The organism is Rhizobium sp. S163, from assembly GCF_030380805.1.
Taxonomy (GTDB): Bacteria; Pseudomonadota; Alphaproteobacteria; order Rhizobiales; family Rhizobiaceae; genus Rhizobium.
This window is the reverse complement of the sequence record NZ_JAUDSA010000018.1, coordinates 1,174,423-1,198,249: the sequence shown is the minus strand read 5'-3', so window position 1 is coordinate 1,198,249 and position 23,827 is coordinate 1,174,423. Positions and strand designations below refer to the sequence as shown.

The following is a 23,827-nucleotide window of genomic DNA, read 5'->3' as shown; positions in this document are numbered from 1 at the left end:
CGCGGCTTTTCGTTTCAGCCACCCGACATCAGATATCGAGCACCAGCTGCGGCAGGCCGTTCGAGGTCTTGCGCGGGGATACGCCGTTCTCGTCGACCTGCGCGTTGACCCGCTGGCGAAAGGCCGAGAAGCTCTCGAAGGTGACGACATCGACGGGCTCGTCGAAATGAAGCGTCAGCTTGTGCAGGCCGCCGGATTGTTCGGCAAGCGCCAGGATCTTGCCCGTGAACGGCTGGTTGAGATAGCGGCCGCTGACGCGCGCGCCAACGGTGAGTGCGGCAAGCGGCGTCGTGTTGGGTCGGTTTGCCAGCGCCGACAGCGTGTTCCAGTCGCGGACGCCGTGCTGGCTGGCGATCAACTCCAGAGCCGCGCTATGCGTTATCGGCGTGCCGCTGGATTCCATGGCGCCACGTAATCGCTTTGCCTGGGCCTTCAGATCGTCGATCGAAGGATAGTTCATGGTTCAGCCTTTCAAAAAGGCATGCTGTTCGAAGCAGTTGGGAGCTCGCATTGCCACCAGTCAGCATGCACAAGGGGCTGTGACCGTTCATTGCAGGAGATCTTCACCATGGATTTTCATCCGCGAGCGGCAGGCGTCTCTAACCGGTTTTCGGTATGAGGCAGGGACGCGCATCTGTCAACCTGCGCAAATTTCCGGCAAAACTGACGAATGCTGCCTAAAAATGGGACTTTTGAACGCCGCAATCTACATAAGCATCTAGTTTTAAAGATCTTTTTCAGAACTATTCAGCACACTTGCCCTAGATTGAAACCAGACAACCAGCGGAGGCGACCATGGCCTTTCAGATGCACCTCGATACTGCACATCCCGAACCGGAGCAGGCTTACCGGGAATTCGCGCTCGATCGCCCCGGCAAGATCATTTTCGTCGGCCATCACCTCAGCACCGCTACCCAACTCCGTTGCCTGATCCGCAGCATCACGCTCGCCGGCGCAACGCTCGAAGTGAATGCGTCAATTGAGATGCCGAACCATTTCTTCCTGGAAATTCTCGGCATTCAGGATGAGATCGGTGCGACGCTGGTGAAGCGCGAGGGCGACCTTGCGACGATCAGCTTCAATATGCTGATCAATCCGGAATTCCTGCACCACGTTCTGCGCCTGAGCTTCGAAAACTAGAACCAGTAACCCATAGAAAAAGAGCGGGCTTGCGCCCGCTCCGGCTTCGCCTGATATCGTCAGGCCGCCAAACGCCGCTCGATCTGATCGATCGGCAGGTTCGTGTAATCCTTGGGAATTTCGGCCGAGATAATGGCCTGCGCCTCGACGCTGAGGTTGGAACGAAGCGTTCCGAGCGCGCGCGGCGGCGCCACCAGCACGATGTTGGTCGCATCCTTCTCGATGATCAGGTCATCCAGCTTGAACGCGATCTGCTTCAGGAATTCGGCCTCGGCCTGATCGTGCCAATCGAGTTCCTCGACCGCGCTGCCACGGCCATCCGCATTGTGCGCGCGACCGGGCTTATCGGTGCCGATTTCGCGATCGGGCTCGTTTGGTTGCGCCAGGGTTTCCCTGACCTTGAGATCGACGCCGCTAACGTCGCCGTCATTCTGCATAATCAGAGCCTTGCCTCCGTCGCACACCACAACCCAGGAATTTCGCGGCACTCTGATGTCAGCCATATCAGTCTCCTTGATCTTCTATCTTGAGCGCGAAGTTCGCACTCGGGAGCACAAATCTGTGCTCGTTAACAGGAGGCAAACGCCCGGGGTCGTAAAGAGTTCAACGATTTGTGGAATTCGCGCGATGGGCAATCCAATCCGTGTAGAGGACGTACAGAGAGGCAAACGTCAGGACAGGATCATGAAAACAGCTCTCGTCGCCTATGCCGGTTCATTTGGTACGCTGCTCGTCTTGGATGCCATCTGGCTCGGCCTCGTCGCCCGGACATTCTATCGCGATCAACTGGGCGATCTGATGCTACAGTCGCCGAATTTCGGAATCGCGGCGATCTTCTATCTTTTCTTCGCCGTCGCCGTTGTGGTGCTTGCCGTGCTTCCGGCAATCGCGTCTGGGTCGCTATGGACCGCCGTCATTTACGGCCTGATCCTGGGGCTTGCCGCTTACGGAACCTACGACGTCACCAACCTCGCCACGCTGAAGAACTGGCCGCCGCTGATGAGCATAGTCGATCTCGCCTGGGGCGGCTTTATCACCGCCATGACGGCCGCCGGCGGATTTTTTGCGGTCCGAGCCTTCAGTTAAATTCTCATTCACTAGAATTGTAGTGACTTCGTTGATGATTGCGCAAAGCATTCATGTGACGCTCCATTGGAAAGACTAGGATTTTTCTGATTTTAGGAGTGTGCCTGCGATGTCGATGCTCAACAACACGCACCTCACGACGGTGAAATCGGAGATTTACGAGACCCGGTGGGAGCAATTCAACGTGCGGCGCCCGGCCCGCATCGTGGCCGTGCGGCCCTGTCTGACGGGTGTCTCGATGCGCAGCGCCGAGATCATCGACATCTCCCGCGGCGGCGCCACGCTTCTCGTCGCTTCGGCGACCGGTCTTCCCAAGCACTACTATCTCAACATTCTCGGGCTAGCCTACCGCATCGGCTGCGCCGAGGTGTCACGACGCAATGAGCGCCTGCATGTGCGCTTCATCAACACGATCGAGCCCGAGGTATTGCGCCGCGTCGTGCGTGCCGACTTCATGATCGGCAACATGGAAGCGATCAGCGCGAGCCGCACGATCAGCATGTAAATAGGCTCCCCAGGGGAATAATCGTCCTTGCCATGGCACCATCAGCGCCTATTGTTGGCGCGATTTTCATAGCCTTGGGAAATGCCCTTCAATGTCTGCCTTCTCTCGCTTCACACCGCTTGTCAGCGCCCTGCCCTCCACCGTTCCCTTTGTCGGCCCTGAGGCCATCGAGCGCCAGCGCGGCCTCGCCGTCAAGGCGCGCATCGGCGCCAACGAAAACGGCTTCGGCCCCGCCCCTTCGGTTCTGACGGCGATGCGCGAGGCGGGCGGTGATATCTGGAAATACAGCGATCCCGAGAACCACGATCTGAAGGAATCACTTGCCGCCCATCTTGGCACGACGCCGGCCAATATCGCCATCGGCGGCGGTATCGACGAGTTGCTCGGGCAGATCGTTCGCATGGTGATCGAACCCGGTGCGCCCGTTGTCACTTCGCTCGGCGGCTATCCGACCTTCAACTTTCATGTGGCGGGCTTCGGCGGCCGACTGGTAACCGTTCCCTATGTGAATGATCGCGAAGATCTCGATGGGTTGCTGGATGCGGTGAAGCGCGAAAATCCGCCGCTCATCTACTTCGCCAACCCCGACAATCCGATGGGTAGCTGGTGGGATGCCGACCGCGTGGTGGCTTTTGCCCGCGCGATTCCCGAGACCACGCTGCTGATCCTCGACGAGGCCTATAGCGAAACGGGTCCGGCCAGCGCCCTGCCCTCGATCGCGTCGCTGATCGATTTGCCAAACGTGATCAGGACGCGCACCTTCTCGAAGGCCTACGGCCTTGCCGGCGCGCGCGTGGGTTACGCGATCTCGACACCGGGCACTGCCCTCGCCTTCGACAAGATCCGCAACCATTTCGGCATGAACCGGATGGCTGTCGCCGGCGCAATCGCCGCGCTCAAGGATCAGGCCTATCTCTCGGAGGTAGTCGCCAAGATTCACGCCGCGCGCGAGCGGATTGCCCGTATAGCCGATGCCAACGGCCTGCAGGCACTGCCTTCGGCCACCAACTTCGTCGCCATCGACGCAGGCCGCGACGGCACCTATGCGCGGGCGATCGTCGACGGGCTGATGCAGCATGGCGTGTTCATCCGCATGCCGGGGGTCGCTCCGCTCAACCGCTGCATTCGCGTCAGCGTCGGCCCGGCCGCCGATATGGACCTGTTCGAGGCGGCACTGCCTCAGGTTCTGAAGTCGATCGGCTGATCAAACGACAAGAACCGCGCCGGCCTTGTTCCTGCCGGTCGCGGTTCGATATGTCGGCGCAGGCGCAAGGCGCCTCGCCATCCCCTCTTCGAGGTTATTGTTTTTATTGAATTGTCGGCACTGACAGTCGCTTAGTGCACCGTCATCCATTCGCGAGCCGCGCGCAGCGCCTCGACAAGCTGCATCTTTTCCATCGTGGCCGCGAGATCGGCGCGCAGTTCGGCGGCGCGATCGTGGCCCTTGATGGCGGCGATGTTCAGCCATTTGTGGGCCGCAACGAGGTCAACGGAGCATCCGCGACCTGTCGCGTACATCAGACCCATTTCGCAGAAGACGTCGGCGTTGTTTTCGCCACCCATGGTGGCCGTTTCAGCATTGTGCATTTCAAAGCGTGCCATCGGTTTTATCCCTGTTTAGCCTGTTATCGACTTACCCTGTTTTACCTCGGAGCCTTGCCGTCTAACGCGGCGTTCGGTCTCTTCGGTTCGGCGGGTTTGCCCCGCTCGTTTGATGGGTTCAATATGCAGCAAGCCCTTCAAAAAACGCCTAAAATGCATGATTAATTTGAGACAAACAAAGTGCAAACGCTTGGTAAAATTGGGTTTTTGTTAAACATCGGATCGCCTGCTCATTAAGGGTTCCGGCATTTGTTTAAGGAAAAATTCAGATTTGAAAATCAACCCTTCGTTCACCACAAAATCAGCGCCCAAATGAAAACACACGGAAATTCGTCTTCGCGAACAGGCACTTTCAGGCATGCCGGAACCGCGAATGTTTATCTTTACGTTCGCGTAAGCTATCGTCCGCAACCTCAGGACATCAGGGAGGAATAAGATGATCCGCAGTCTCATTCTGGCGAGCGCGCTAGCGCTTTCCGCAACGCTTGCGCATGCCGAGGAGCCGATCGCAGGCAATTGGAAGACGGTGGCCGGCGACACCGCCGTGATCGCTTCGTGCGGCGGCAGCTACTGCATCACGCTGAAGACGGGCAAATATGCGGGGCGGAAGATCGGAACGCTGACTGGCAAGGACGGCACCTATGATGGCGAGATCACCGACCCCAGCAACGACAAGACCTATAGCGGCTCTGGCACGGTTTCCGGCAACTCGCTGAAGATGAAGGGCTGCGTGCTCGCCGTTCTCTGCAAGTCGCAGACCTGGACGCGCCTGTAACCGAATATCCGATGCGTCCGGCCCATCGGGCGCATCTCCTCCGTCCTTCCCGCCGATGCTTGCTTCATGAACGGCGGATGAATTCCGATCTCAGCATCGGTTCAGCCTGACCATGGCAAAACGATGTCATTCTAAAGTGCACTGCGTCGCAAGCAGCACCCGGCGCACACATGACATTCGGAACATGGCACATGGGCAAGGATACGGAAGTGCTTATCATGGCAAGACGCTTCACCATCATCACGCTGTTCGCAGCGATATTCGCCGTCTCGTTCTCGGCGGCCGTCAACCGCAATGCCGGCGGCGGCGCGCAGTCGCATTTCGGCGCGAACTATACCTGCGTCGACAGAACCAACCCGATCTGCACCAGCGTCAACTGACGCCATCGCGACCGGCAAGCGCCGCCCCCGGCTGCCGGTCATCCTGATCATTCAGGTCTTGTCATGCTGGTCATGCACGCGTCGTTTGCTTGTTAAGAACGACGTACTATAATGCCTCATGAGCAACCGAATCTCTCCTTCTGCCCCCCTCGACGTCTCGTCTCCGAGCCCCTTCAAGCCGCAAAGTTTCGACGATCCAATCAAGGCCGTCGAAGCGCTGACAGAGCTTTACGAGCGCAACACGAGCTTCCTGATCGAGCACTTCAAGGAACTGGCGCAGGGCGCGCCGATCACCTCGCGCTACCGGGCGTTTTATCCGCAGGTGAGCATCGAGACGACAAGCTTCGGCCATATCGACACGCGCCTCTCCTACGGTCACGTCACGGCGCCGGGCATCTACACGACGACGATCACCCGTCCCTCGCTCTTCCGGCATTATCTGAAGGAACAGCTCGGGCACCTGATGCGCAATCACAATGTGCCCGTCGTCGTTTCCGAGTCGAGCACGCCAATCCCGCTGCATTTCGCCTTTGGTGAGGGGGCGCATGTCGAGGCATCCGCGTCAGCCTTCGTCGACGTGCCGATGCGCGATCTCTTCGACACGCCCGACCTCAACACCACCGACGACGAGATCGCCAACGGCGAATATATTCCGCCGCCGGGCGAGCCCTCGCCGCTTGCGGCCTTCACGGCGCAGCGTATCGACTATTCGCTGGCCCGCCTCTCGCACTATACGGCCACCGGCGCGCAGCATTTCCAGAACTTCGTGCTGTTCACGAACTACCAGTTCTACATCGACGAATTCTGCACCTGGGCGCGCAAGCTGATGGCCGAGGGCGGCGATGGCTACACATGCTTCGTCGAGCCCGGCAATATCGTCACCCATGCCGGATCGAGCAGGCCGGAAACGGACGCGACACTATCGCGCCTGCCGCAGATGCCGGCCTATCACCTGAAGAAGAAGGGCCATGCCGGGATCACCATGATCAATATCGGCGTCGGCCCGTCCAACGCCAAGACGATCACCGACCACGTGGCGGTGCTGCGCCCGCATGCCTGGCTGATGCTCGGCCATTGCGCCGGCCTGCGCAACAGCCAGCGATTGGGCGACTACGTGCTGGCGCATGCCTATATGCGCGAAGACCACGTTCTCGACGACGACCTGCCGGTCTGGGTGCCTATCCCGGCGCTCGCCGAAGTGCAGGTGGCGCTGGAGGCGGCCGTGGCCGAGATCACCGGCTACGAGGGCTTCGAGCTCAAGCGCATCATGCGAACGGGGACCGTCGGCACCATCGACAACCGCAACTGGGAACTGCGCGATCAACGCGGACCGGTGAAGCGGCTGTCTCAGGCACGCGCTATCGCGCTCGACATGGAATCAGCGACCATCGCCGCCAACGGCTTCCGCTTCAGAGTGCCTTACGGAACGCTGCTTTGCGTCTCCGACAAGCCGCTGCATGGCGAACTGAAGCTTCCGGGCATGGCCACGGCCTTCTACCGCACGCAGGTCAACCAGCATCTGCAGATCGGCATCCGCGCCGTGCAGAAGCTTGCGGCCATGCCGCCCGAGACGCTGCATTCACGCAAGCTCAGAAGCTTCTTCGAGACGGCCTTCCAATAGGCCACCTCGCCTGCTTCAAGAGGCGCGACGACGACCGAACGGCAAGGAGATTGCCGTTCCCGTGAGTGCGGAAACAATGATCAGCAGGTGGGCATTGATGCTTGCCCGGGCGAGAGCCGCAATATCCGCGGCATCGCTGGATGCGCCGAAGGCAACGGCGCCAGCCGTGATACCCGCCGGATAGGTGCCGACACCGCCAGGGGCATGCATCGGCAGCACCGACGACAGCTCGCCGCCAAGCGCGCCGCCGAAGCTTGCAGCCGCCGGTACGACGCCCATCAGCCGCAACGCCCAGGCAAGCACCAGCACCTTCACCAGCCAGTTGATGACAGTCATCGCCCAAGCGCGTGCGAAGGCCGAAGCATTTGCGGGCAGGCCATTTTCGATCTCGGCGACGAAGTGCTGCAATTTCCTCGGCAGGAGTTTCGCGGCAAGGCGCACGAGCGGTTTGCGCGCCGCGAACGCTGCGACAGGTAGCAGCAGGAATGCGGCCCATAGAAGCCACGCAATCAGTTTGTGCGACGACGCGATGGCGAAGCCGATGCCTGCGGCCGCGAAGAGCGCATGAAGATCGAGAAGCCGCATGACGAGCAGCGCCGCCGTTCCGCGCGCCAGCGGGATTCCGAATTCGGTGCGCATCAGCAATGGAAAGCTGGTTTCGCCGGTTCGAAATGGCAGCATGATGTTCAAGAGATTATGGACTTGCGTGACGCGGAAGAGCGCCGGGAAGCGGCCGCGCGTTTCGCGTGGGAAGTAATCGTATATGCGCCAGGTTCGCAGGAAATAGGTGCTGGTAAGAAGAGCGAGGGCCGCGATGATCGTCGGAGCACCTACCTCGGCCCACTGCCGCAGAATGGTCGACCAGCCCCAGAACCACTCGATGAAGGCGGCGTAGACTATGACAATTATGACTGTGAACAGCAGCATTCGATTGCGTGCGAACCAGGATTGTCGGCTGGCAACCACCGGAGACTTCATGTACTAGCTTCCTGCCTTCGGCCGACAGAAGAGCGGCACCACTGGGCGGCGTTTTAGGAGAAATACGTGTTGCAGACAACGGCAGAAACACTTTCAGGCGCGATCGACGCCGCTGCTCCCGTCGAACTATCGCTGGTCGTCCCCGTCTTCAACGAAGAAGAGAGCGTTGGCCCGCTGGTCGATCGCATCTGCTCGGCGATGACCCGCTACCCCAACCGCTGGGAGCTCATCCTGGTCGACGATGGCAGCACGGACGCCACGCTCGTCAATGCTCGCAAGCATATCGGCCGCGACGGCCTGTCGCTTCGCATCGTGGCGCTGCAGCGCAATTTCGGCCAGACCGCCGCCATGCAGGCCGGCATCGACGCGGCTACCGGCCGCCTGATCGCCACTATGGACGGCGACCTCCAGAACGATCCGAACGACATCCCGCACATGGTCGCAGAACTCGAGCGCCGCGAACTCGACCTGCTCGTCGGCTGGCGCAAGAACCGCCAGGACGGGCTTTTGCTGCGCAAGATCCCTTCCTGGTGCGCGAATTACCTCATCGGCCGCATCACCGGCGTCAAGCTGCACGACTATGGCTGCAGCCTGAAGATCTACCGCACCTCGGTCATCAAGCAGGTGAAGCTGATGGGCGAGATGCACCGCTTCATTCCGGCCTGGGTCGCCGGCGTCGTGCCGAGCTCGCGTATCGGCGAAATGGTCGTCACGCACCATGCCCGCGCGCACGGCCAATCGAAATACGGCATCTCGCGCACGTTCCGGGTTATCCTCGATCTGCTCTCGGTCATGTTCTTCATGCGCTACAAGGCGCGCCCGGGCCATTTCTTTGGCTCGCTGGGTCTCGGGCTCGGCGCCTTGTCGGCTCTGATCCTGATTTATCTGTTCTTCGACAAGTTCATCATGGGCAACGATATCGGAGCCCGACCGATGCTCATGGTCGGCGTCGTCCTTCTTCTGTCGTCCGTGCAGATGATCACGACCGGTATTCTGGCCGAAATGATCGCGCGCACCTATTACCGCGACGACGTCTCGCCCAACTATATCGTCCAGCGTATCTTCGACGGGAATGAGAATGCGTAATCTTCTGGCGCGCAAGCCGGATGCCGTCGTCTGGCTGATCGCCGGGTATTTCTGCATCCAGTTTATTGTTCGTCTCCTGCAGCCGCACGGCCTGAGATTTGACGAGTCGCAACAGGCGTTCGTCTCGCAGTGGCTGACGCTCGGCTATGATTCGCAGCCGCCGCTTTACAATTGGCTGCAGTCGATCGTCGTCTGGTTCTTCGGCCTGTCGCTGGCGACTGTCTCCGCGACCAAGAACCTGGTGCTCTTTCTCGTCTACCTGACCTATTACAAGCTTGCTCGCGAGGCACTCGAGGACAAGCTTTACGCACTGATCGCGACGCTTTCGCTGCTGACCATCCCTCAGCTCTTCTGGGAAGCGCAGCGCGACCTCACCCACACGGTCATTCAGCTTCTGACGATCAACCTCTTTCTCTACGGCGTGATCAAGACGCTGAAGGCGCCGTCGATCGGCTCCTATGCCTTCATGGGGCTGGCGCTCGGATTGGGGATGCTGTCGAAATACAATTTCACGCTCGTCGTCGTGGCCGCGATGCCAGCCGTATGGCTGCACCCGCAAGGACGCGCGCGGATCATGGACCGACGCTTCCTGCTGTCGATCGCGCTTGCCGTGCTGATCTTCCTGCCGCACGGGCTCTGGCTGCTCCACAATCTCGACATCGCGTCGGGACGTACGCTTGGGATCATGAAGCAGGAAGCGCCAGACACCGCGTTCGCGAAGCTGGTGCAAGGCCCGTTCAAGTTCCTGCGGCTTGTCTTGGTTATCATGGCGCCGACGGTCCTCGTCTACACGCTTGTCTTCGGCCGTTCCTTCTGGAATAGCCTTCGCGCATCCTCCGAATGGACGCGGTTCTTCGGAGCGCTGTTCGTCACGATCGCGCTTCTGGTGATGGTTCTGGTCGTCACGATCGGCATGACCTCGCTGCGCGACCGATGGCTGTTGCCGTTCCTGTTCCTCATGCCGATCTATTTCTGTTTGAAGATGCAGGCCGCCGGGCATCGCTCGGATAGTCACTTCCGTCGCTTCGTCGTCGTGCCGCTGGTTCTGATGATCGTCATCCCGGCGGCGTTGCTCGCCAGGCCGAACCTGCCCACCTTGTTTGGTCGATACGAGGCCTACAACGTGCCCTATAGCGGCTTTGCCAAACACATTGCTGCTGAAGAGAGCAAGACGCCGGGCCTTATCGTGACAGACAGCTGGCTGCCGGCTGGCAATCTTCACCTGCAGTGGCCGAATGTGCCGCTGATGTCGCGATTCTTCGACAATATGAAGATCGCCTACGAGTGGACGGCCGAGCGGCCGATCCTGCTTGTGTGGATCACCAAGGACAGCGGAGAGGCTTTGCCGCCGCTGCTGGCCGAATGGATCACGCAGAACCTCGGCGAACAGTATAGCGCCGTCGACGTGAAGAGCACCTCCGTCCCCTATCACCGGGGGCGGCCGGAGGATCAGGTCGGGTTCAGCTACGTCTGGATCTATCCGAAGTAAGCAAGCCTCAAGCCTTCAGCTCTTTCCATGCCGCATCCAAAGCAAGCTTGGCGATGCGCCCCATCTCGTCCACCTCCTCGTGGCTGATGACGAGCGGCGGGGATGCGAGCATGCGGTCGCCGGTGGCGCGCAGGATGAGGCCGTGGGCGAACGCGTGATTTCGCACGAGCGTGCCGACGGCATCGGGCTTTTCGTAGCGGGTGCGGGTTTTCTTGTCGGCGGCAAGTTGCAGCGCTGCCATCAGGCCGATGCTCTGGACCTGACCGAGGAGATCATGATCGCCAAGTGCGCCCCAGACCTTGGCGAAGTAAGGACCGATATCCTCGCGAACGCGCTCCACCAGCTTTTCATCCTCGATGATCCTGAGGTTCTCCAAAGCAGCGGCGGCGCAGACGGGGTGGCCGGAGTAAGTGAAGCCGTGGTTGAAATCGCCGACCTCGTTGATCAGGACATCGGCGACGCGGTCGCTGACCAGCACGCCGCCGATCGGCAGGTAGCCCGATGACAGGCCCTTGGCGATCGGCGCCAGATCAGGCTCGACGCCGAAATATTGGTGACCGAACCATTCGCCGAGGCGGCCGAAGCCGCAGATCACCTCGTCGGCAACCAGCAGAATGTTGCGCGCCTTGCAGATGCGGGCGATCTCCGGCCAGTAGGTTTCCGGCGGGATGATCACGCCACCCGCGCCCTGCACCGGCTCGGCCACGAAGGCGGCGACGTTATCCTCGCCGAGCTCATCGATCTTCGCTTCGAGCTCGCGCGCGACCTTGAGGCCGAATTCGGCAGGCGAGAGATCGCCGCCCTCGCCATACCAATAGGGCTGGCCGATATGGACGATGCCCTCGATCGGCAGGTGGCCCTGCTCGTGCATGTATTTCATGCCGCCGAGGCTGGCACCGGCGACGGTCGAGCCGTGATAGCCATTCTTGCGGGAGATGACGATCTTCTTCGACGGCTGGCCGATGGCACTCCAGTAGACGCGGGCCATGCGGAACCACGTGTCGTTGGCCTCGGAACCGGAACCGGTGAAGAAGACGTGATTGAAGCGCGGGCCGGCATGGGCCGTGACCTTTTCGGCAAGCAAGGTCGTCGGCGTCGTCGTGGTGCCGAAGAAGGTGTTGTAATAGGGCAGCTCGTTCATCTGCCAAGCCACCGCCTCGGTGATCTCGTTGCGACCATAGCCGACATTGACGCACCAGAGGCCTGCAAAACCATCGAGATATTTGCGGCCGTGATTGTCCCATACGTGCACGCCTTCGCCGCGCTGAATGATGCGGGTGCCATCCGCATTCAGCTTCTTCATATCGGAGAACGGATGCAGATGATGAGCGGCATCGATGGCGGCGAGATTGGAGCGCGCGTAAGTATCAGACATGATTTGCTAAACACCCTCGGATATTGAAAGCCTCTTCCCAATGAGCTACGACCTTGGCCTTGTCCGAGGGGATTTTCAAGATCATGGCGAGTGACAACATGCACGGCAAAGCTGCGGGTGGCGATCCGCGCATCGAAATCCTGCTGGTCGGCATGAATGGCGACCTGCGCGGCAAGCAGATCCCGCTCGAGGCGCAGAAAAAGGTATGGGCCGGCGAAGTCCGCCTTCCCTCCTCCACCCAGTCGCTGGATATCTGGGGCGACGACAATGACGATATCACCGGGCTGTCGCTTTCCGTCGGCGATCCCGATGGCCAGTGCATTCCCGATAAGCGCAGCCTGACGGCGATGCCTTGGGCGCCCGAGGGCTCCGTCCAGGTGCTCGCCACCATGCATGAGTTCGACGGCACGCCGAGCTTCATGGACCCGCGCGCCATCCTGCAATCGGTGCTGAACCGCTATGCCGAGCGCGGGCTGACGCCTGTTGTCGCCACGGAACTCGAGTTCTACGTGGTGGCGCCGGACTGGCGCGAGACCGGCCGGCCGATGCCGCCGGCAAGCCTGACCTATCAGGGCGATCCGAACGGCTTCCAGCTCTACGACATGAATGCCGTCGATGCGCTCGACGACTATCTCCAGACGGTGCGCGCATACGCCAGGGCGCAAGGACTGCCGGCGGATGCGACGACGGCGGAGTTCGGTCCCGGCCAGTTCGAGATCAACCTGCTGCACCGCGCGGATGCACTGGCCGCCGCCGACGACTGCATCTACCTGAAGCGGATCGTGGAACAGGCGGCGCGTAAGCACGGGCTGAAGTCCACCTGCATGGCCAAGCCCTATTCGGATCACGCCGGCTCCGGCCTGCATGTGCATGCGAGCATCATCGACAGCGAGGGCCGCAACATCCTCGACGCCAAGGGTGGCGAGGCAACCAAGCTGAAATCGGTCTGCGCCGGGATGCTGCAGAGCATGCGCGATGCGCAGCTGGTGTTCGCGCCCTTCGCCAACTCCTACCGTCGCTTCCAGCCAGGGTCCTTCGCACCCGTCGATCTCACCTGGGGCTACGGGCATCGCGGCACCGCCATCCGCATTCCCGACAAGAATGGCCCGGCGGCCCGCATCGAACACCGCGTCGCCGGTGCCGATGCCAATCCCTATCTGCTGCTCGCGGCCATCCTGGGCGGCATGCTGCTTGGGCTCGACAACGAACTCGACCCCGGCGAGGAGACGACGCCGTCGCATATGCCTGACAATGCCACCAAGCTGACGCATGACTTCCTGACGGCGGTTGAGACGTTCCGGGCGTCGCCGTTCATCGCGGATGTCTTCGGCGAGGCCTACCAGAGGCTCTATGGCGACACGAAGCGGAAGGAGGCAATCACCAACCTCCGCACCGTGTCCGACTTCGATTACCGCACCTATCTGCCGCGTCTTTAGGACGTCGGTTCGCGCCGTTCTGTTTCGTCGACCTGGGCGGCGAGGCCCTGCCTGACGAGAACCTTGAGTTCGCCGGGATGCAGCTTCAGCGCGACGTCGCGGGCGAGCGGCAGGAGTTCGCCGTCCATCACGCAATTGGCTTTCGAGTGCACTTTCGGGAAGTGCAGATGCACTTCGGCCGGATGCATGATCATCACGTCGGCGTTCTCCCGCACCTTTCCGCGCAGGAGATCGATGGCAAGCCGCGCCACGCCCCATGGCTTCAAGGGCTTGGCGGTGTAGAAGCCGAGTTCGCCCGATGTCAGCGTATCCGCATAAAGCAGCGCGTTCTCGCCGAAGGGATTGTTCGATACCGACACGGCTGACACCTTGCGGCGTTCCTTGATGCCGATCGCCTCGAACTCGACCTCGAATTCCGGCGGATTGAGCACGACGCCGAAGGCCGCGCGGGTGCTGGCGCGCATTTTTCCGAGCCGGGACCGATAGCTGTAGGAGTTGCGATAACGCACCATGCGCGCATGCAGGCCGGCGGAGAACTGGTGGATGAAGGGACGGTCGTTGGCGCTGGCGATATCGACATGATCGACCTCGCCCGCGGCCAGAACATCGAGCGCCTGCCAGATATCGAGCGGAATGCGCAGCGATCGCGCAAACAGGTTCATCGTCCCGGCTGGGATCACGCCGAGCGCCACGCCATTCTTCCAGGCGATGGAGGATGCGGCCGAGATGGTGCCGTCGCCGCCGCCGGCGACGATGCCGTCGATGTCGTCTCGGCGCGCGGCACGTTCCATGGCCGGAACGATCTCCTTGCCGGGAAAGACCATCGCCTCGAAATCATGGCCGGCTTCGCGGAAAACCCGTTCCGCATGCTTCTCGTACGCCTCCATGTCGGTCGTGCGAAAAGTGCCGCCATCGCGGTTGAAAAAACCTATAAGCTTCATCGAGTTCCCGTTGCTGATCGGCTGACGCGCCGCCTAGAAATGGTTCGTTCGCGTGCGATTTCAAGCAGATGGCAAGCTAAATGACGCCAGAATGCGCGATCCGGATCAGTAGATCGCTCACGTATGCACCTGGTGGGATGCTGCGCTGCATAAAACGCACATGACGCCTTTCGACAAATCGTAAATTAATACATCGTTGGAGCAGGCGCTCCATCTCCCTCATTTTCCGCTTGTCCGTCCGGCAGTGACCCTTCATTGCGCGACTGTTCCAAGCCATTGCATGCCGAAGGAGCTCGCGCTTGAGCCAGGTCGCCGTAAACGATTCCATCGCCGATATCCCCGTCTCCGAGGCCCCCTCGCCCATGGCGGTCGCGCTCGTGCAGCTGGCGCTGGCCTGTGGCGGCTTCGGGATCGGCACCGGCGAGTTCGCGATCATGGGCCTGCTTCCCAATGTCGCCGGCACGTTTTCCGTGACCATCCCGCAGGCCGGTTATGTCATCAGCGCCTATGCGCTCGGCGTCGTCATCGGCGCTCCCGTGATTGCCGTGCTGGCTGCGAAGATGGCGCGGCGTTCGCTGCTGTTGCTGCTGATGGGGATTTTCGCCATCGGTAATATCACCAGCGCCATGGCTCCGTCGTTTGAGAGCTTCACCATCCTGCGCTTCATCACCGGCTTGCCGCATGGCGCCTATTTCGGCGTCGCGGCTATCGTCGCCGCATCGATGGTGCCGGTGCACAAGCGCGCCCGCGCGGTTGGCCGCGTCATGCTGGGCCTGACGATCGCGACGCTGCTCGGCACGCCTGTTGCCACCTTCTTCGGCCAGTCGCTCGACTGGCGCGTCGCGTTCACTGCCGTCGGCGTGATCGGCCTCGTGACCATGGCGCTCATCTGGTACTACGTGCCGCGCGATGAAGTCTCCGAGGGTGCGAGCTTCATGCGCGAACTCGGCGCCTTCAAGCGTCCGCAGGTACTTCTGACGCTTGCGATTGCGGCCGTCGGCTACGGCGGCATGTTCGCCATGTTCAGCTACATCGCCGACACGACCACCGATGTCGCCATGCTGCAGCCCGGCATGGTGGCTGTCATGATGGTGCTGTTCGGCGTCGGCATGAATGCCGGCAACGTCGTCGGCTCCTGGCTCGCCGACAAGTCGATCATGGGCACGATCGGCGGCTCGCTGGTCTTCAACATCATCGTGCTCACACTGTTTTCGCTGACCGCGAGCAACCCATTCATGCTTGGCCTCTGCGTCTTCCTGATCGGCTGCGGCTTCGCCGCCGGCCCGGCGCTGCAGACCCGCCTGATGGATGTCGCCGCCGATGCGCAGACGTTGGCCGCCGCCTCCAACCACTCCGCATTCAACATCGCCAACGCGCTCGGCGCCTGGCTCGGCGGCCTCGTTATCGCCTGGGGCTATGGCTCGGCTTCGACGGGTTATGTCGGCGCGATCCTGTCGGCGCTCGGCATCGTCGTCTTCGCGGCCTCGCTACGCCTCGACCGCCGCAGCCGCGTCTGAGCGATCACAGGCCGCCACATCCCTGAGGTGGCGGCCACTGGGGCGGCAGGATATGTTTTCCTCGCCCCACGCGGCCAAGGCCGCGATGACGGGCTTCAATGTCCTGCCGAGCGGCGTCAGCGCGTAGTCCACCCGTGGCGGCACGACGGGAAATACCGTGCGCGACACCAGACCGCATTCCTCCAGTTCCCGAAGCTGCTTTGTCAGCATCCGCTGCGTTACCGATGGTAGCTTGCGGCGCAGTTCGTTGAAGCGCAGCGTGCCCTCCATCAGGTGGAAGAGGATCACGCCCTTCCACTTGCCATCCAGGAAACTCAACGTCGCCTCGACGGGGCATCCGGGGAAGTTCTCGGTCAGCTTGTCTCTCGGCAACGACATTTGACGGTATCCTTTTGGGTACTACGTACAGAATTTGTGCATTCTTGCGCACTCCCAACGTAAGACGCATCTAGCACCCGTGCAACAAACACAGGAGTCTTTCATGCGCGCCGTCGCCTATACCGCCCCTCAGCCCATATCCGCCAAGACATCGCTGATCGATGTCGACCTGCCGATGCCCGAGGCCACCGGCCACGATCTCCTGGTCGAGATCAAGGCCGTCTCGGTCAACCCCGTCGACACCAAGGTCCGCGCCGGCGTGGCGCCCGCCGAGGGCGAGTTCAAGGTGCTCGGTTGGGACGCGGCCGGTATCGTCAAGGCGGTCGGCCCAGATGTGACGCTGTTCAAGGTCGGCGACGAGGTGGCATATGCGGGCGCGATCAATCGCCCCGGTTCCAACGCAGAGTTCCATCTGGTCGATGAGCGCATCGTCGGCCGCAAGCCCGCAAGCCTCGATTTCGCGGCCGCCGCTGCCCTGCCACTGACCTCGATCACCGCCTATGAAGCGCTCTTCGATCGCCTGAAGGTGCAGGACGCGGTTCCGGGTGCCGCCAACGCCATCCTCATCATCGGCGGCGCCGGCGGTGTCGGCTCGATCGCCATCCAGATCGCCCGCGCCTTGACCGACCTCACTGTGATCGCGACCGCCTCGCGGCCGGAAACGCAGGCCTGGGTGAAGGAACTCGGCGCCCACCATGTGATCGACCATTCGAAGCCGATCGCTGCGCAGATGGCCGCGCTTGGCATCGGTGCGCCGGGCTTCGTCTTCTCGACCACGAACACCAGCGACCACCTGCAGGATATCGTCGAGGCCATCGCGCCGCAGGGCCGCTTTGCGCTCATCGACGACCCGAAGACGCTCGACGTCATGCCCTTCAAGCGCAAGGCCATCTCGATCCATTGGGAGCTGATGTTCACGCGCCCGCTCTTTAACACCGCCGACATGATCGAGCAGCACAAGCTTCTGAACAAGATCGCGGACCTGGTCGATGCTGGCACCATCCGCACGACGCTGAACGAAACGCTCGGCGTGATCAATGCGGCAAACCTGAAGGCGGCGCATGCGATGATCGAGAGCGGGAAGACCAAGGGAAAGCTGGTGCTCGCCGGCTTCTGATAGCAGCCGGCTCGACCCGATGGATGAGCATTTCGGCATAAAGAAGCGACTCATTCATCACGCCCACGAAGAAAGCCGCGCGTCCTGCGCGGCTTTTTCGCCGCAACCACCTACCCCGCTTGACTTTTTCAGCGTTTGGGACCACCTACAGCATCACGCACGGAACGCCCGTTCCGCGCGGATATCAACGGAGCCATCTCACGATGCCAAGCGACAGTAGTAGTCGATTGCCTTTGCCGTACGCGGCCTTCGTGCGCTGACCGATATCCATCGGGCTCGCCCGTCGGACGCTGCGGCGGATCGACGGAAAGGCGAGCTATATGAACATCAATCGCTTCCCTCTGCGGGCAGGCCATGCCGCCCGTTTCTTTGCCAGCGACAGCCTCGGTGCCATCACCACGGCTGAACGCGTAGAGCGTCTGAACGCGCTCGAAATTCCAGAAGCAGCGGCGATCCTCGCCACGCTGCCGCAGCAGAAGTCCGTCCGCATATTGGGACGCCCGGAGCTGCACCATGCGGCCGCGATGCTGACCGAAATGCCGGTCGAGCAAGCGGCACGGCTATTGAACGCCACCGCCAACGACCGCGTCGCCGACCTGTTCCAGGAAATGGACGAGGCCGCGCGCGCGCACCTGTTTTCCAAGCTCGACCGCGCGACCTGTCTCGCCGTGCAGCACCTCATGGGCTATCCGCCGCGCACGGCAGGCAGCATCATGACGACGGAATTCGTCAGCGTGCCGGCGACCTGGACGGTCGAGAAGACATTGGAGCATGTCCGCAAGGTCGAGCGTTCGCGCGAGACCGTCTATGCGATCTATGTTCTCGACGTCGAAACACAGGCACTGACCAGCGTCGTCACGCTGCGCCGTCTCATCAATGGCGAGCCGCAGGCCTCGGTGCTGAGCGTTGCGCAACAGGGCGGCATCGTCCGGGCCGATCCGCTGATGACGCAGGAAGACGTGGCGCGGCTGATCCGCAAGCATAATCTGCTGGCGCTGCCTGTTATCGGCGAGAACGGCCATATGCTGGGCATCGTCACCGTCGATGATGTGATCGACACGATGATCGCGGACCAGACGGAAGACGCGCAGAAGTTCGGCGGCATGGAGGCGCTTGGAAAGCCCTACATGGCGATCAGCTTCGCCGGCATGCTGAAGAAGCGCGCCGGCTGGCTCTGCGCCCTCTTCCTCGGCGAAATGCTGACGGCAAGCGCCATGCAGCATTTCGAGGGCGAGCTGGAAAAGGCGATCGTGCTGACGCTGTTCGTGCCGCTGATCATGAGCTCCGGCGGCAATTCCGGTTCGCAGGCGACGTCGCTCATCATCCGGGCGCTGGCGCTCGGCGAACTGAAGCTGTCGGATTGGTGGCGGGTGCTGCTGCGCGAACTGCCGACCGGCATCGTGCTCGGCTCGATCCTCGGCGCCGTCGGTTTTGCCCGCATCATCCTGTGGCAGAATATCGGGCTCTATGACTATGGCGAGCACTGGATTCTCGTCGGCTTCACGATCTTTGCGGCGCTGATCGGGATCGTGACGTTCGGCTCGGTCGCGGGCTCAATGCTGCCCTTCGTGCTGCAGAAGCTGCGGCTCGATCCGGCGAGCGCCTCGGCACCGTTCGTCGCCACGCTGGTCGACGTGACCGGGTTGGTGATCTACTTCTCGGTAGCGCTGCTGATCCTCAGTGGCACGTTGCTGTAAATAGGAAAACGGGGCCGCTCGGCCCCGTTTCTCATTGTCGTTCAGGCCGTTGCCTGGATGACGACGACCTGCGCGCCTGGCTCTACGCGCTCGTAGAGATCGATGACGTCGTGGTTGAGCATGCGAATGCAGCCGCTCGACATGGCAAGGCCGATCGACTGCGGCTGATTGGTGCCGTGAATGCGGAAATGCGTGTCGTTACCGCCGCGATAGAGATAGATGGCGCGGGCGCCGAGCGGGTTGTTCGGGCCACCCGGCATGCCGCCGGCGAGCTTGCGGTAGCGCTCTTCGCGGCGCTGCATGTTTTCGGTCGGTGTCCAGCTCGGCCATTCGGCCTTGCGCCCGACATAGGCGCCACCTGCAAAGGCCAGGCCTTCCCGGCCGACACCGACGCCATAGCGCATCGCCTGATTGTCGCCGAGGATGTAGTAGAGGCGGCGGGCGGGCGTGTCGACGACGATGGTGCCCGGACTATAGCTCGAGGCATAGCTGACCTGCTGGCGACGAAGCTCCGGATCGATCTTGTCGATCGGCATGGCCGGCAGCGGAAACTTCTCGGCCGGAATGGCCGCGTAGTTGGCGCGATGATCGGGACCGCTCGAAGCGCAGCCGGCGAGAAGCGCGGAGACGCCCAGAACGAAACCACGGCGGGAAAGCGACATCGAAGCAGTTCCTTAACGTTCGGTTGATGAGACCGAGGTTACGGAGATTATGGTTAATGAACTGCTAAGCGGGTGCCTGCGGTAACGTACTCGTTAAGAGGTTGTGAAGTGCGTCTCGACATCCGTTGCGCGAGGGCGCATCATTAGATGCACGATTTGATGCGGAGGCTTAAATGCGAACGACGGTGACGCTGGACGACGATTTGATCAAGCGTGCGCAGGAGGTGACTGGGATCACCGAACGTTCCGCCTTGTTGAAAGAGGCTTTGACTCGCCTGATCCAGCAAGAGGCAGCACGTCGCTTGATTATGCTCGGTGGCAGCGCTCCAGATTTGAAAGCACCCCCGCGCCGTCGGTGGAATGAAGACGGCACTTGGGGTGGGAACGTCGACATGGATTTGTCGGAGTGATCCTGCTCGACACATCGCTCTGGATCGATCACCTGCGAAAGAACGACGGGCAGGTCGAATTCCTGCTCAAACGCAATCAGATACTCGTTCATCCGTTTGTTATCGGAGAAATCGCACTTGGGTTCATGCCGCGTTACGACGCGACGATAAAAGCGCTAAGCGAGTTGCCTCAAGCCAGCGTGGCCGACAATGATGAAGTGCTAGCGCTCATTAGTCGGCACGCCTTGATGGGAAGCGGGATTGGCTATGTCGATGCGCATCTTCTGGCATCCGTGATGTTATCTGCAGGCTCGCGTCTCTTTACCCGCGACAAACGTCTTGCTCGAATCGCGACCGCACTAAGCGTCGGCTTTCAACCGTGAGCCAGTTGCCCTAGTTTTAGCAGCATGGCCACGCGCCGTTGCGGGTCCATGCCGTTGCTGATCTCATCATCGATCTTCGCCCGCAGAAATGGCGGCATGTCCTGGCCGTCTACGGTTTGAAAGCCCATGGATTGGTAGAAAGGTGCGTTGAACGAGACATGGCGGTCCGTCGTCAACGTCAGCGCGGAAAGCCGGCGTGTCCTTGCCATGTTGACCGCGTGGGCCATCAGACGCCGGCCGACGCCCTTTCGTTGCCAGTCTCTGCTGACATCGAGCTCGATCACATAGAGCGTGTCGCGGATTTCTTCCGCCGCGAGGAAGCCGACCGGGCGGTCATCGCTGTCTGCGGCCACGATCAGCAGGCCGGCTTCAAGCGCTTTTCGCAGGACGTCGTGCGGCAAGGCTTGCGCTGCGTCGGAGATGCCCAACGCCTCCGCCAATGTCGCGAAGGCGTCGAGTTCGATCTCGGTCAGGCGCGGCAATTCTTCCAAGCGCGCCTGCCTGATCGCAAGGGTAGCGCTCACGGCTCATCCCTTACATATTCGGATAAACCGGCCCCTCACCGCCCTGCGGCGGCACCCAGTTGATGTTCTGGTTGGGGTCCTTGATATCGCAGGTCTTGCAGTGGACGCAGTTCTGGGCGTTGATGACGTAGGTCTCTTGCCCGTCCTTCTCGACCCACTCGTAGACGCCTGCAGGACAGTAGCGCGTCGAGGGACCAGCGAAGATGTCGTGCTCCGACGACTTCTGCAGCGCCATGTCCTTGACCTTCAGATGCACCGGCTCGTTTTCCTCGTGATTGGTGTTCGACAGGAACACCGAGGAGAGGCGGTCGAAGGTCAGCACGCCGTCGGGCTTGGGGTAGTCGATCGGCTTGTGCTTTGAGGCCGGTTCCAGCGATTGGGCGTCGGTCTTGCCGTGACCGAGCGTGCCGAAGAAGGAGAAGCCGAGGAGCTGGTTGGTCCACATGTCGAGACCGCCGAGTGCGACGCCGATGGCGGTTCCAAACTTCGACCAAAGCGGCTTGACGTTGCGGACCTTCTTCAGGTCCTTGCCGATGTCGCTTGCGCGCCATTCGTTCTCGATCTCGATGACCTCGTCATTGGCGCGGCCTGCTGCGATGGCGTCGGCGATCCTGTCGGCCGCCAGCATGCCCGAGAGCACGGCATTGTGGCTGCCCTTGATACGGGGAACGTTGACGAAGCCGGCGGAGCAGCCGATCAGGGCGCCGCCCGGGAAAGTCAGCTTCGGCACCGACTGGTAGCCGCCTTCGGTGATGGCGCGCGCGCCATAGGACAGACGCTTGCCGCCGTCGAAGGTGGTGCGGATTGCCGGATGCGTCTTGAAGCGCTGGAATTCCTCGAAGGGATAGAGATAGGGGTTCTTGTAGTTCAGGTGCACCACGAAGCCGACGGCCACGAGGTTGTCTTCCAGATGATACAGGAACGAACCGCCGCCAGTCTTCATGCCGAGCGGCCAGCCGAAGGAGTGCTGCACGAGGCCCTGCTTATGGTTCTCCGGCTTCACCTGCCAGAGCTCCTTGATGCCGATGCCGAATTTTTGGGGTTCGCGGTCCTTCTGGAGATCGAACTTGGCGATCAGCTGTTTCGCGAGCGAGCCGCGCACGCCTTCGCCGATCAGCGTATATTTGCCCAGCAATTCCATACCGCGGGTAAAATTCGGGCCGGGTTCGCCGTTCTTCTCGATGCCCATGTCGCCGGTGGCGACACCGATGACGGCGCCCTTACTATTGTAGAGCACTTCGGTGGCGGCGAAGCCCGGATAGATCTCGACGCCCAAGGCTTCCGCGTGGCCCGCCAGCCAGCGACAGACGTTGCCGAGCGAGACGATGTAGTTGCCGTGATTGCTCATCAGCGGTGGCATGGCGAAGTTCGGCAGGCGGATCGAGCCGGCCGGGCCAAGCAGCAGGAAGTGGTCGTCCTTGACCTCGGTCTTGAACGGGTGATCGGCCTCTTCACGCCAATCCGGCAGCAGGCGGTCGATACCAACAGGATCGACGACAGCGCCCGAGAGAATATGCGCGCCGACTTCAGCGCCCTTCTCCAGCACGACGACGGAGAGTTCGGGATTGACCTGCTTCAGCCTGATCGCAGCCGAAAGGCCGGCAGGACCGCCGCCGACAATCACGACGTCGAATTCCATGCTCTCGCGTTCAGGCAGTTCAGTCGCTTCGGTCATCCGTCATTCTCCGCTCGGCCGGTTTTGCGGCCATATTCCCCGTGTGTGAGGTATCTCTTGGCAAAACATGGCTGGATTGTCGAGCCGGGAAACGACAGCCAATACCCCATTTCGCGCAATGATATTCCTCTTCACAAAAGAACTACATTACGCTTACGTCAACGTCAATAATGAAGCTGATCAGGCCATGGCCGGCCTTTCCTTTTGATCGTCGCGCGCCGTATAAACGGAGCGAACAACAGGAGATTTCAAAATGGATCTGGGCATCAAGGGCAAGCGCGCACTCGTGCTGGCATCGTCGCGCGGACTTGGCCACGGCATCGCGGTGGCTCTGGCGCGCGAAGGCGCCAATGTGCTTTTGTGCGGACGCAGCGGCGAAACGCTGGAGGCGAACTGCAAGGCGATCAATGCCGAGGGCAAAGGCAGGGCCGACTGGATCTGGGCCGATCTTTCGGAAGAAAACTTCGTCGAGACGGTAACGACCGCCGTCAAGAGCAAGCTCGGTGGCGTGGATATCCTGATCAACAATACCGGCGGCCCGACGCCCGGCACCACCGAGGACATGACGGCCGAGCGGCTGGAGACCTATTTCTTCTCGATGGTGCTCCGGGTCATCACGCTCACCAATGCGCTGCTCCTCGGCATGAAGGAACAGGGATGGGGCCGCATCCTGACGGTGGCGTCCTCGGGCGTGATCGAGCCGATCGGCAACCTCGCGCTTTCCAACACGCTGCGCCCAGCGCTCGCCGGCTGGAGCAAGACGCTGGCCACCGAAATCGGCCGCTTCGGCATCACCACCAACCTGCTGCTCCCAGGCAGCATCCTGACGAGCCGCCTCGACGATCTCGACGGCGCCGCCGCCAAGCGCACTGGCAAAAGCATCGAAGACGTTCGCGTCGTCAAGGAAGCGGCCATCCCGGTCGGCCGATATGGCAAGGTGGAGGAGTTCGCGGCGACCGCGGCCTTCCTCTGCAGCCAGCAGGCGAGCTATATCACCGGCAGCCTGGTGCGCTGCGATGGCGGCGCGGCGCGATCCCTCTGATCGCAAACGACAATCGGGCGCCAGCCAAT

Annotated in this window: 26 protein-coding genes; 16 read left to right on the top strand and 10 right to left on the bottom strand. The window is 61.4% G+C overall.

The genetic code is table 11. The annotated features are described in order from the left end of the window. Positions 1-28: 28 nt before the first annotated feature. Complete coding sequence (locus tag QTL96_RS21605; protein ID WP_289729121.1) at positions 29-460, bottom strand: glyoxalase superfamily protein; 432 nt, start codon at positions 458-460, stop codon at positions 29-31. A gap of 347 nt (positions 461-807) precedes the next feature. On the opposite strand from QTL96_RS21605, the gene QTL96_RS21600 reads away from it, so the two are divergent. Next, a complete protein-coding gene (locus QTL96_RS21600; RefSeq protein ID WP_026283067.1) occupies positions 808-1,140 on the top strand; it encodes a hypothetical protein in 333 nt (110 codons plus the stop codon). Positions 1,141-1,199: 59 nt separating this feature from the next. On the opposite strand, the gene QTL96_RS21595 is transcribed toward QTL96_RS21600, so the two are convergent. Further along, positions 1,200-1,643, bottom strand: a complete 444-nt coding sequence (locus QTL96_RS21595; RefSeq protein WP_047513517.1) for a host attachment family protein — start codon at positions 1,641-1,643, stop codon at positions 1,200-1,202. Between the two features lie 181 nt (positions 1,644-1,824). Between QTL96_RS21595 and QTL96_RS21590 the strand changes: the two genes are divergently transcribed. From QTL96_RS21590 to QTL96_RS21580, 3 genes are all read left to right on the top strand, one after another. Then, complete coding sequence (locus tag QTL96_RS21590; RefSeq protein WP_289729120.1) at positions 1,825-2,226, top strand: DUF2177 family protein; 402 nt, start codon at positions 1,825-1,827, stop codon at positions 2,224-2,226. Positions 2,227-2,335: 109 nt separating this feature from the next. Beyond that, on the top strand, positions 2,336-2,731 hold the full coding sequence (locus tag QTL96_RS21585; protein ID WP_018898834.1) for a hypothetical protein: 396 nt from the start codon (positions 2,336-2,338) through the stop codon (positions 2,729-2,731). 91 nt (positions 2,732-2,822) lie between these two features. Then, positions 2,823-3,935: a pyridoxal phosphate-dependent aminotransferase gene (locus tag QTL96_RS21580; protein ID WP_289729119.1), complete on the top strand. Its 1,113-nt coding sequence runs from the start codon at positions 2,823-2,825 to the stop codon at positions 3,933-3,935. A 131-nt stretch (positions 3,936-4,066) separates the two neighbouring features. Here QTL96_RS21580 and QTL96_RS21575 read toward each other — a convergent pair whose 3' ends face one another. Further along, the gene (locus tag QTL96_RS21575) at positions 4,067-4,333 is read right to left on the bottom strand and encodes a sel1 repeat family protein (protein WP_289729118.1); all 267 of its coding nucleotides are present in this window, start codon (positions 4,331-4,333) and stop codon (positions 4,067-4,069) included. Positions 4,334-4,769: 436 nt separating this feature from the next. Here QTL96_RS21575 and QTL96_RS21570 point away from each other — a divergent pair, with 436 nt between their 5' ends. The 3 genes from QTL96_RS21570 (at position 4,770) to amn (ending at position 7,109) form a co-directional block, all read left to right on the top strand. Then, positions 4,770-5,108 carry a DUF2147 domain-containing protein gene (locus QTL96_RS21570; RefSeq protein ID WP_113200805.1) on the top strand — a complete coding sequence of 113 codons (339 nt, stop codon included), beginning with the start codon at positions 4,770-4,772 and terminating at the stop codon, positions 5,106-5,108. A gap of 170 nt (positions 5,109-5,278) precedes the next feature. Then, positions 5,279-5,488 (top strand): hypothetical protein, encoded by a 210-nt coding sequence (locus QTL96_RS21565; RefSeq protein WP_247750131.1) that lies wholly within the window; start codon positions 5,279-5,281, stop codon positions 5,486-5,488. Positions 5,489-5,606: 118 nt separating this feature from the next. Continuing rightward, a complete protein-coding gene (amn, locus tag QTL96_RS21560) occupies positions 5,607-7,109 on the top strand; it encodes an AMP nucleosidase (RefSeq protein WP_289729117.1) in 1,503 nt (500 codons plus the stop codon). Positions 7,110-7,124: 15 nt separating this feature from the next. Here amn and QTL96_RS21555 read toward each other — a convergent pair whose 3' ends face one another. Then, the gene (locus QTL96_RS21555; RefSeq protein WP_289729116.1) at positions 7,125-8,087 is read right to left on the bottom strand and encodes a lysylphosphatidylglycerol synthase transmembrane domain-containing protein; all 963 of its coding nucleotides are present in this window, start codon (positions 8,085-8,087) and stop codon (positions 7,125-7,127) included. 69 nt (positions 8,088-8,156) lie between these two features. Here QTL96_RS21555 and QTL96_RS21550 point away from each other — a divergent pair, with 69 nt between their 5' ends. Together QTL96_RS21550 and QTL96_RS21545 are read left to right on the top strand one after the other, a co-directional pair. Then, positions 8,157-9,173 (top strand): glycosyltransferase family 2 protein, encoded by a 1,017-nt coding sequence (locus QTL96_RS21550; protein ID WP_289729163.1) that lies wholly within the window; start codon positions 8,157-8,159, stop codon positions 9,171-9,173. Next, entirely contained in the window at positions 9,166-10,662 is a 1,497-nt protein-coding gene (locus QTL96_RS21545; RefSeq protein ID WP_289729115.1) for a glycosyltransferase family 39 protein, read from the top strand. The genes QTL96_RS21550 and QTL96_RS21545 overlap by 8 nt, the downstream gene beginning before the upstream one ends. A 7-nt stretch (positions 10,663-10,669) precedes the next feature. Here the strand turns inward: QTL96_RS21545 and QTL96_RS21540 are convergent, their stop codons facing one another. Then, complete coding sequence (locus tag QTL96_RS21540) at positions 10,670-12,037, bottom strand: aspartate aminotransferase family protein (RefSeq protein ID WP_289729114.1); 1,368 nt, start codon at positions 12,035-12,037, stop codon at positions 10,670-10,672. Positions 12,038-12,120: 83 nt separating this feature from the next. On the opposite strand from QTL96_RS21540, the gene QTL96_RS21535 reads away from it, so the two are divergent. After that, positions 12,121-13,473, top strand: coding sequence for a glutamine synthetase family protein (locus QTL96_RS21535; protein WP_289729113.1), 1,353 nt, complete (start codon positions 12,121-12,123; stop codon positions 13,471-13,473). Here the strand turns inward: QTL96_RS21535 and QTL96_RS21530 are convergent. After that, positions 13,470-14,414 carry a diacylglycerol kinase family protein gene (locus tag QTL96_RS21530; protein WP_289729112.1) on the bottom strand — a complete coding sequence of 315 codons (945 nt, stop codon included), beginning with the start codon at positions 14,412-14,414 and terminating at the stop codon, positions 13,470-13,472. The two genes, QTL96_RS21535 and QTL96_RS21530, sit on opposite strands and share 4 nt — an antisense overlap. Positions 14,415-14,713: 299 nt before the next feature. Between QTL96_RS21530 and QTL96_RS21525 the strand changes: the two genes are divergently transcribed. Continuing rightward, positions 14,714-15,931, top strand: a complete 1,218-nt coding sequence (locus QTL96_RS21525; RefSeq protein WP_289729111.1) for an MFS transporter — start codon at positions 14,714-14,716, stop codon at positions 15,929-15,931. Here the strand turns inward: QTL96_RS21525 and QTL96_RS21520 are convergent. After that, positions 15,902-16,309 (bottom strand): helix-turn-helix domain-containing protein, encoded by a 408-nt coding sequence (locus tag QTL96_RS21520; RefSeq protein WP_289729110.1) that lies wholly within the window; start codon positions 16,307-16,309, stop codon positions 15,902-15,904. The genes QTL96_RS21525 and QTL96_RS21520 overlap by 30 nt on opposite strands. A 103-nt stretch (positions 16,310-16,412) precedes the next feature. On the opposite strand from QTL96_RS21520, the gene QTL96_RS21515 reads away from it, so the two are divergent. Beyond that, positions 16,413-17,426 (top strand): zinc-binding alcohol dehydrogenase family protein, encoded by a 1,014-nt coding sequence (locus QTL96_RS21515; RefSeq protein ID WP_289729109.1) that lies wholly within the window; start codon positions 16,413-16,415, stop codon positions 17,424-17,426. A gap of 320 nt (positions 17,427-17,746) precedes the next feature. Beyond that, on the top strand, positions 17,747-19,123 hold the full coding sequence (gene mgtE / locus QTL96_RS21510) for a magnesium transporter (protein WP_289729108.1): 1,377 nt from the start codon (positions 17,747-17,749) through the stop codon (positions 19,121-19,123). A 41-nt stretch (positions 19,124-19,164) separates the two neighbouring features. Here mgtE and QTL96_RS21505 read toward each other — a convergent pair whose 3' ends face one another. Further along, positions 19,165-19,785: a L,D-transpeptidase gene (locus tag QTL96_RS21505; protein WP_111561050.1), complete on the bottom strand. Its 621-nt coding sequence runs from the start codon at positions 19,783-19,785 to the stop codon at positions 19,165-19,167. Between the two features lie 173 nt (positions 19,786-19,958). Here QTL96_RS21505 and QTL96_RS21500 point away from each other — a divergent pair, with 173 nt between their 5' ends. Beyond that, entirely contained in the window at positions 19,959-20,195 is a 237-nt protein-coding gene (locus tag QTL96_RS21500) for a type II toxin-antitoxin system VapB family antitoxin (RefSeq protein WP_289729107.1), read from the top strand. Further along, positions 20,192-20,557, top strand: coding sequence for a type II toxin-antitoxin system VapC family toxin (locus QTL96_RS21495; RefSeq protein ID WP_289729106.1), 366 nt, complete (start codon positions 20,192-20,194; stop codon positions 20,555-20,557). The genes QTL96_RS21500 and QTL96_RS21495 overlap by 4 nt, the downstream gene beginning before the upstream one ends. Here QTL96_RS21495 and QTL96_RS21490 read toward each other — a convergent pair. Continuing rightward, positions 20,548-21,081, bottom strand: coding sequence for a GNAT family N-acetyltransferase (locus QTL96_RS21490; protein WP_289729105.1), 534 nt, complete (start codon positions 21,079-21,081; stop codon positions 20,548-20,550). The genes QTL96_RS21495 and QTL96_RS21490 overlap by 10 nt on opposite strands. A gap of 10 nt (positions 21,082-21,091) precedes the next feature. Then, positions 21,092-22,756, bottom strand: coding sequence for an electron transfer flavoprotein-ubiquinone oxidoreductase (locus QTL96_RS21485; RefSeq protein ID WP_289729104.1), 1,665 nt, complete (start codon positions 22,754-22,756; stop codon positions 21,092-21,094). A 253-nt stretch (positions 22,757-23,009) separates the two neighbouring features. Between QTL96_RS21485 and QTL96_RS21480 the strand changes: the two genes are divergently transcribed. After that, complete coding sequence (locus tag QTL96_RS21480) at positions 23,010-23,798, top strand: SDR family oxidoreductase (RefSeq protein ID WP_289729103.1); 789 nt, start codon at positions 23,010-23,012, stop codon at positions 23,796-23,798. The last annotated feature ends 29 nt before the right edge of the window (positions 23,799-23,827 follow it).

Bases quoted from the DNA above. Each gene is read 5' to 3' on its own strand.
- QTL96_RS21605 (WP_289729121.1), bottom strand. From the start codon at position 460: ATGAACTATCCTTCGATCGACGATCTGAAGGCCCAGGCAAAGCGATTA.
- QTL96_RS21600 (WP_026283067.1), top strand. From the start codon at position 808: ATGCACCTCGATACTGCACATCCCGAACCGGAGCAGGCTTACCGGGAA.
- QTL96_RS21595 (WP_047513517.1), bottom strand. From the start codon at position 1,643: ATGGCTGACATCAGAGTGCCGCGAAATTCCTGGGTTGTGGTGTGCGAC.
- QTL96_RS21590 (WP_289729120.1), top strand. From the start codon at position 1,825: ATGAAAACAGCTCTCGTCGCCTATGCCGGTTCATTTGGTACGCTGCTC.
- QTL96_RS21585 (WP_018898834.1), top strand. From the start codon at position 2,336: ATGTCGATGCTCAACAACACGCACCTCACGACGGTGAAATCGGAGATT.
- QTL96_RS21580 (WP_289729119.1), top strand. From the start codon at position 2,823: ATGTCTGCCTTCTCTCGCTTCACACCGCTTGTCAGCGCCCTGCCCTCC.
- QTL96_RS21575 (WP_289729118.1), bottom strand. From the start codon at position 4,333: ATGGCACGCTTTGAAATGCACAATGCTGAAACGGCCACCATGGGTGGC.
- QTL96_RS21570 (WP_113200805.1), top strand. From the start codon at position 4,770: ATGATCCGCAGTCTCATTCTGGCGAGCGCGCTAGCGCTTTCCGCAACG.
- QTL96_RS21565 (WP_247750131.1), top strand. From the start codon at position 5,279: ATGACATTCGGAACATGGCACATGGGCAAGGATACGGAAGTGCTTATC.
- amn (WP_289729117.1), top strand. From the start codon at position 5,607: ATGAGCAACCGAATCTCTCCTTCTGCCCCCCTCGACGTCTCGTCTCCG.
- QTL96_RS21555 (WP_289729116.1), bottom strand. From the start codon at position 8,087: ATGAAGTCTCCGGTGGTTGCCAGCCGACAATCCTGGTTCGCACGCAAT.
- QTL96_RS21545 (WP_289729115.1), top strand. From the start codon at position 9,166: ATGCGTAATCTTCTGGCGCGCAAGCCGGATGCCGTCGTCTGGCTGATC.
- QTL96_RS21540 (WP_289729114.1), bottom strand. From the start codon at position 12,037: ATGTCTGATACTTACGCGCGCTCCAATCTCGCCGCCATCGATGCCGCT.
- QTL96_RS21535 (WP_289729113.1), top strand. From the start codon at position 12,121: ATGGCGAGTGACAACATGCACGGCAAAGCTGCGGGTGGCGATCCGCGC.
- QTL96_RS21530 (WP_289729112.1), bottom strand. From the start codon at position 14,414: ATGAAGCTTATAGGTTTTTTCAACCGCGATGGCGGCACTTTTCGCACG.
- QTL96_RS21520 (WP_289729110.1), bottom strand. From the start codon at position 16,309: ATGTCGTTGCCGAGAGACAAGCTGACCGAGAACTTCCCCGGATGCCCC.
- QTL96_RS21515 (WP_289729109.1), top strand. From the start codon at position 16,413: ATGCGCGCCGTCGCCTATACCGCCCCTCAGCCCATATCCGCCAAGACA.
- mgtE (WP_289729108.1), top strand. From the start codon at position 17,747: ATGAACATCAATCGCTTCCCTCTGCGGGCAGGCCATGCCGCCCGTTTC.
- QTL96_RS21505 (WP_111561050.1), bottom strand. From the start codon at position 19,785: ATGTCGCTTTCCCGCCGTGGTTTCGTTCTGGGCGTCTCCGCGCTTCTC.
- QTL96_RS21500 (WP_289729107.1), top strand. From the start codon at position 19,959: ATGCGAACGACGGTGACGCTGGACGACGATTTGATCAAGCGTGCGCAG.
- QTL96_RS21485 (WP_289729104.1), bottom strand. From the start codon at position 22,756: ATGACCGAAGCGACTGAACTGCCTGAACGCGAGAGCATGGAATTCGAC.
- QTL96_RS21480 (WP_289729103.1), top strand. From the start codon at position 23,010: ATGGATCTGGGCATCAAGGGCAAGCGCGCACTCGTGCTGGCATCGTCG.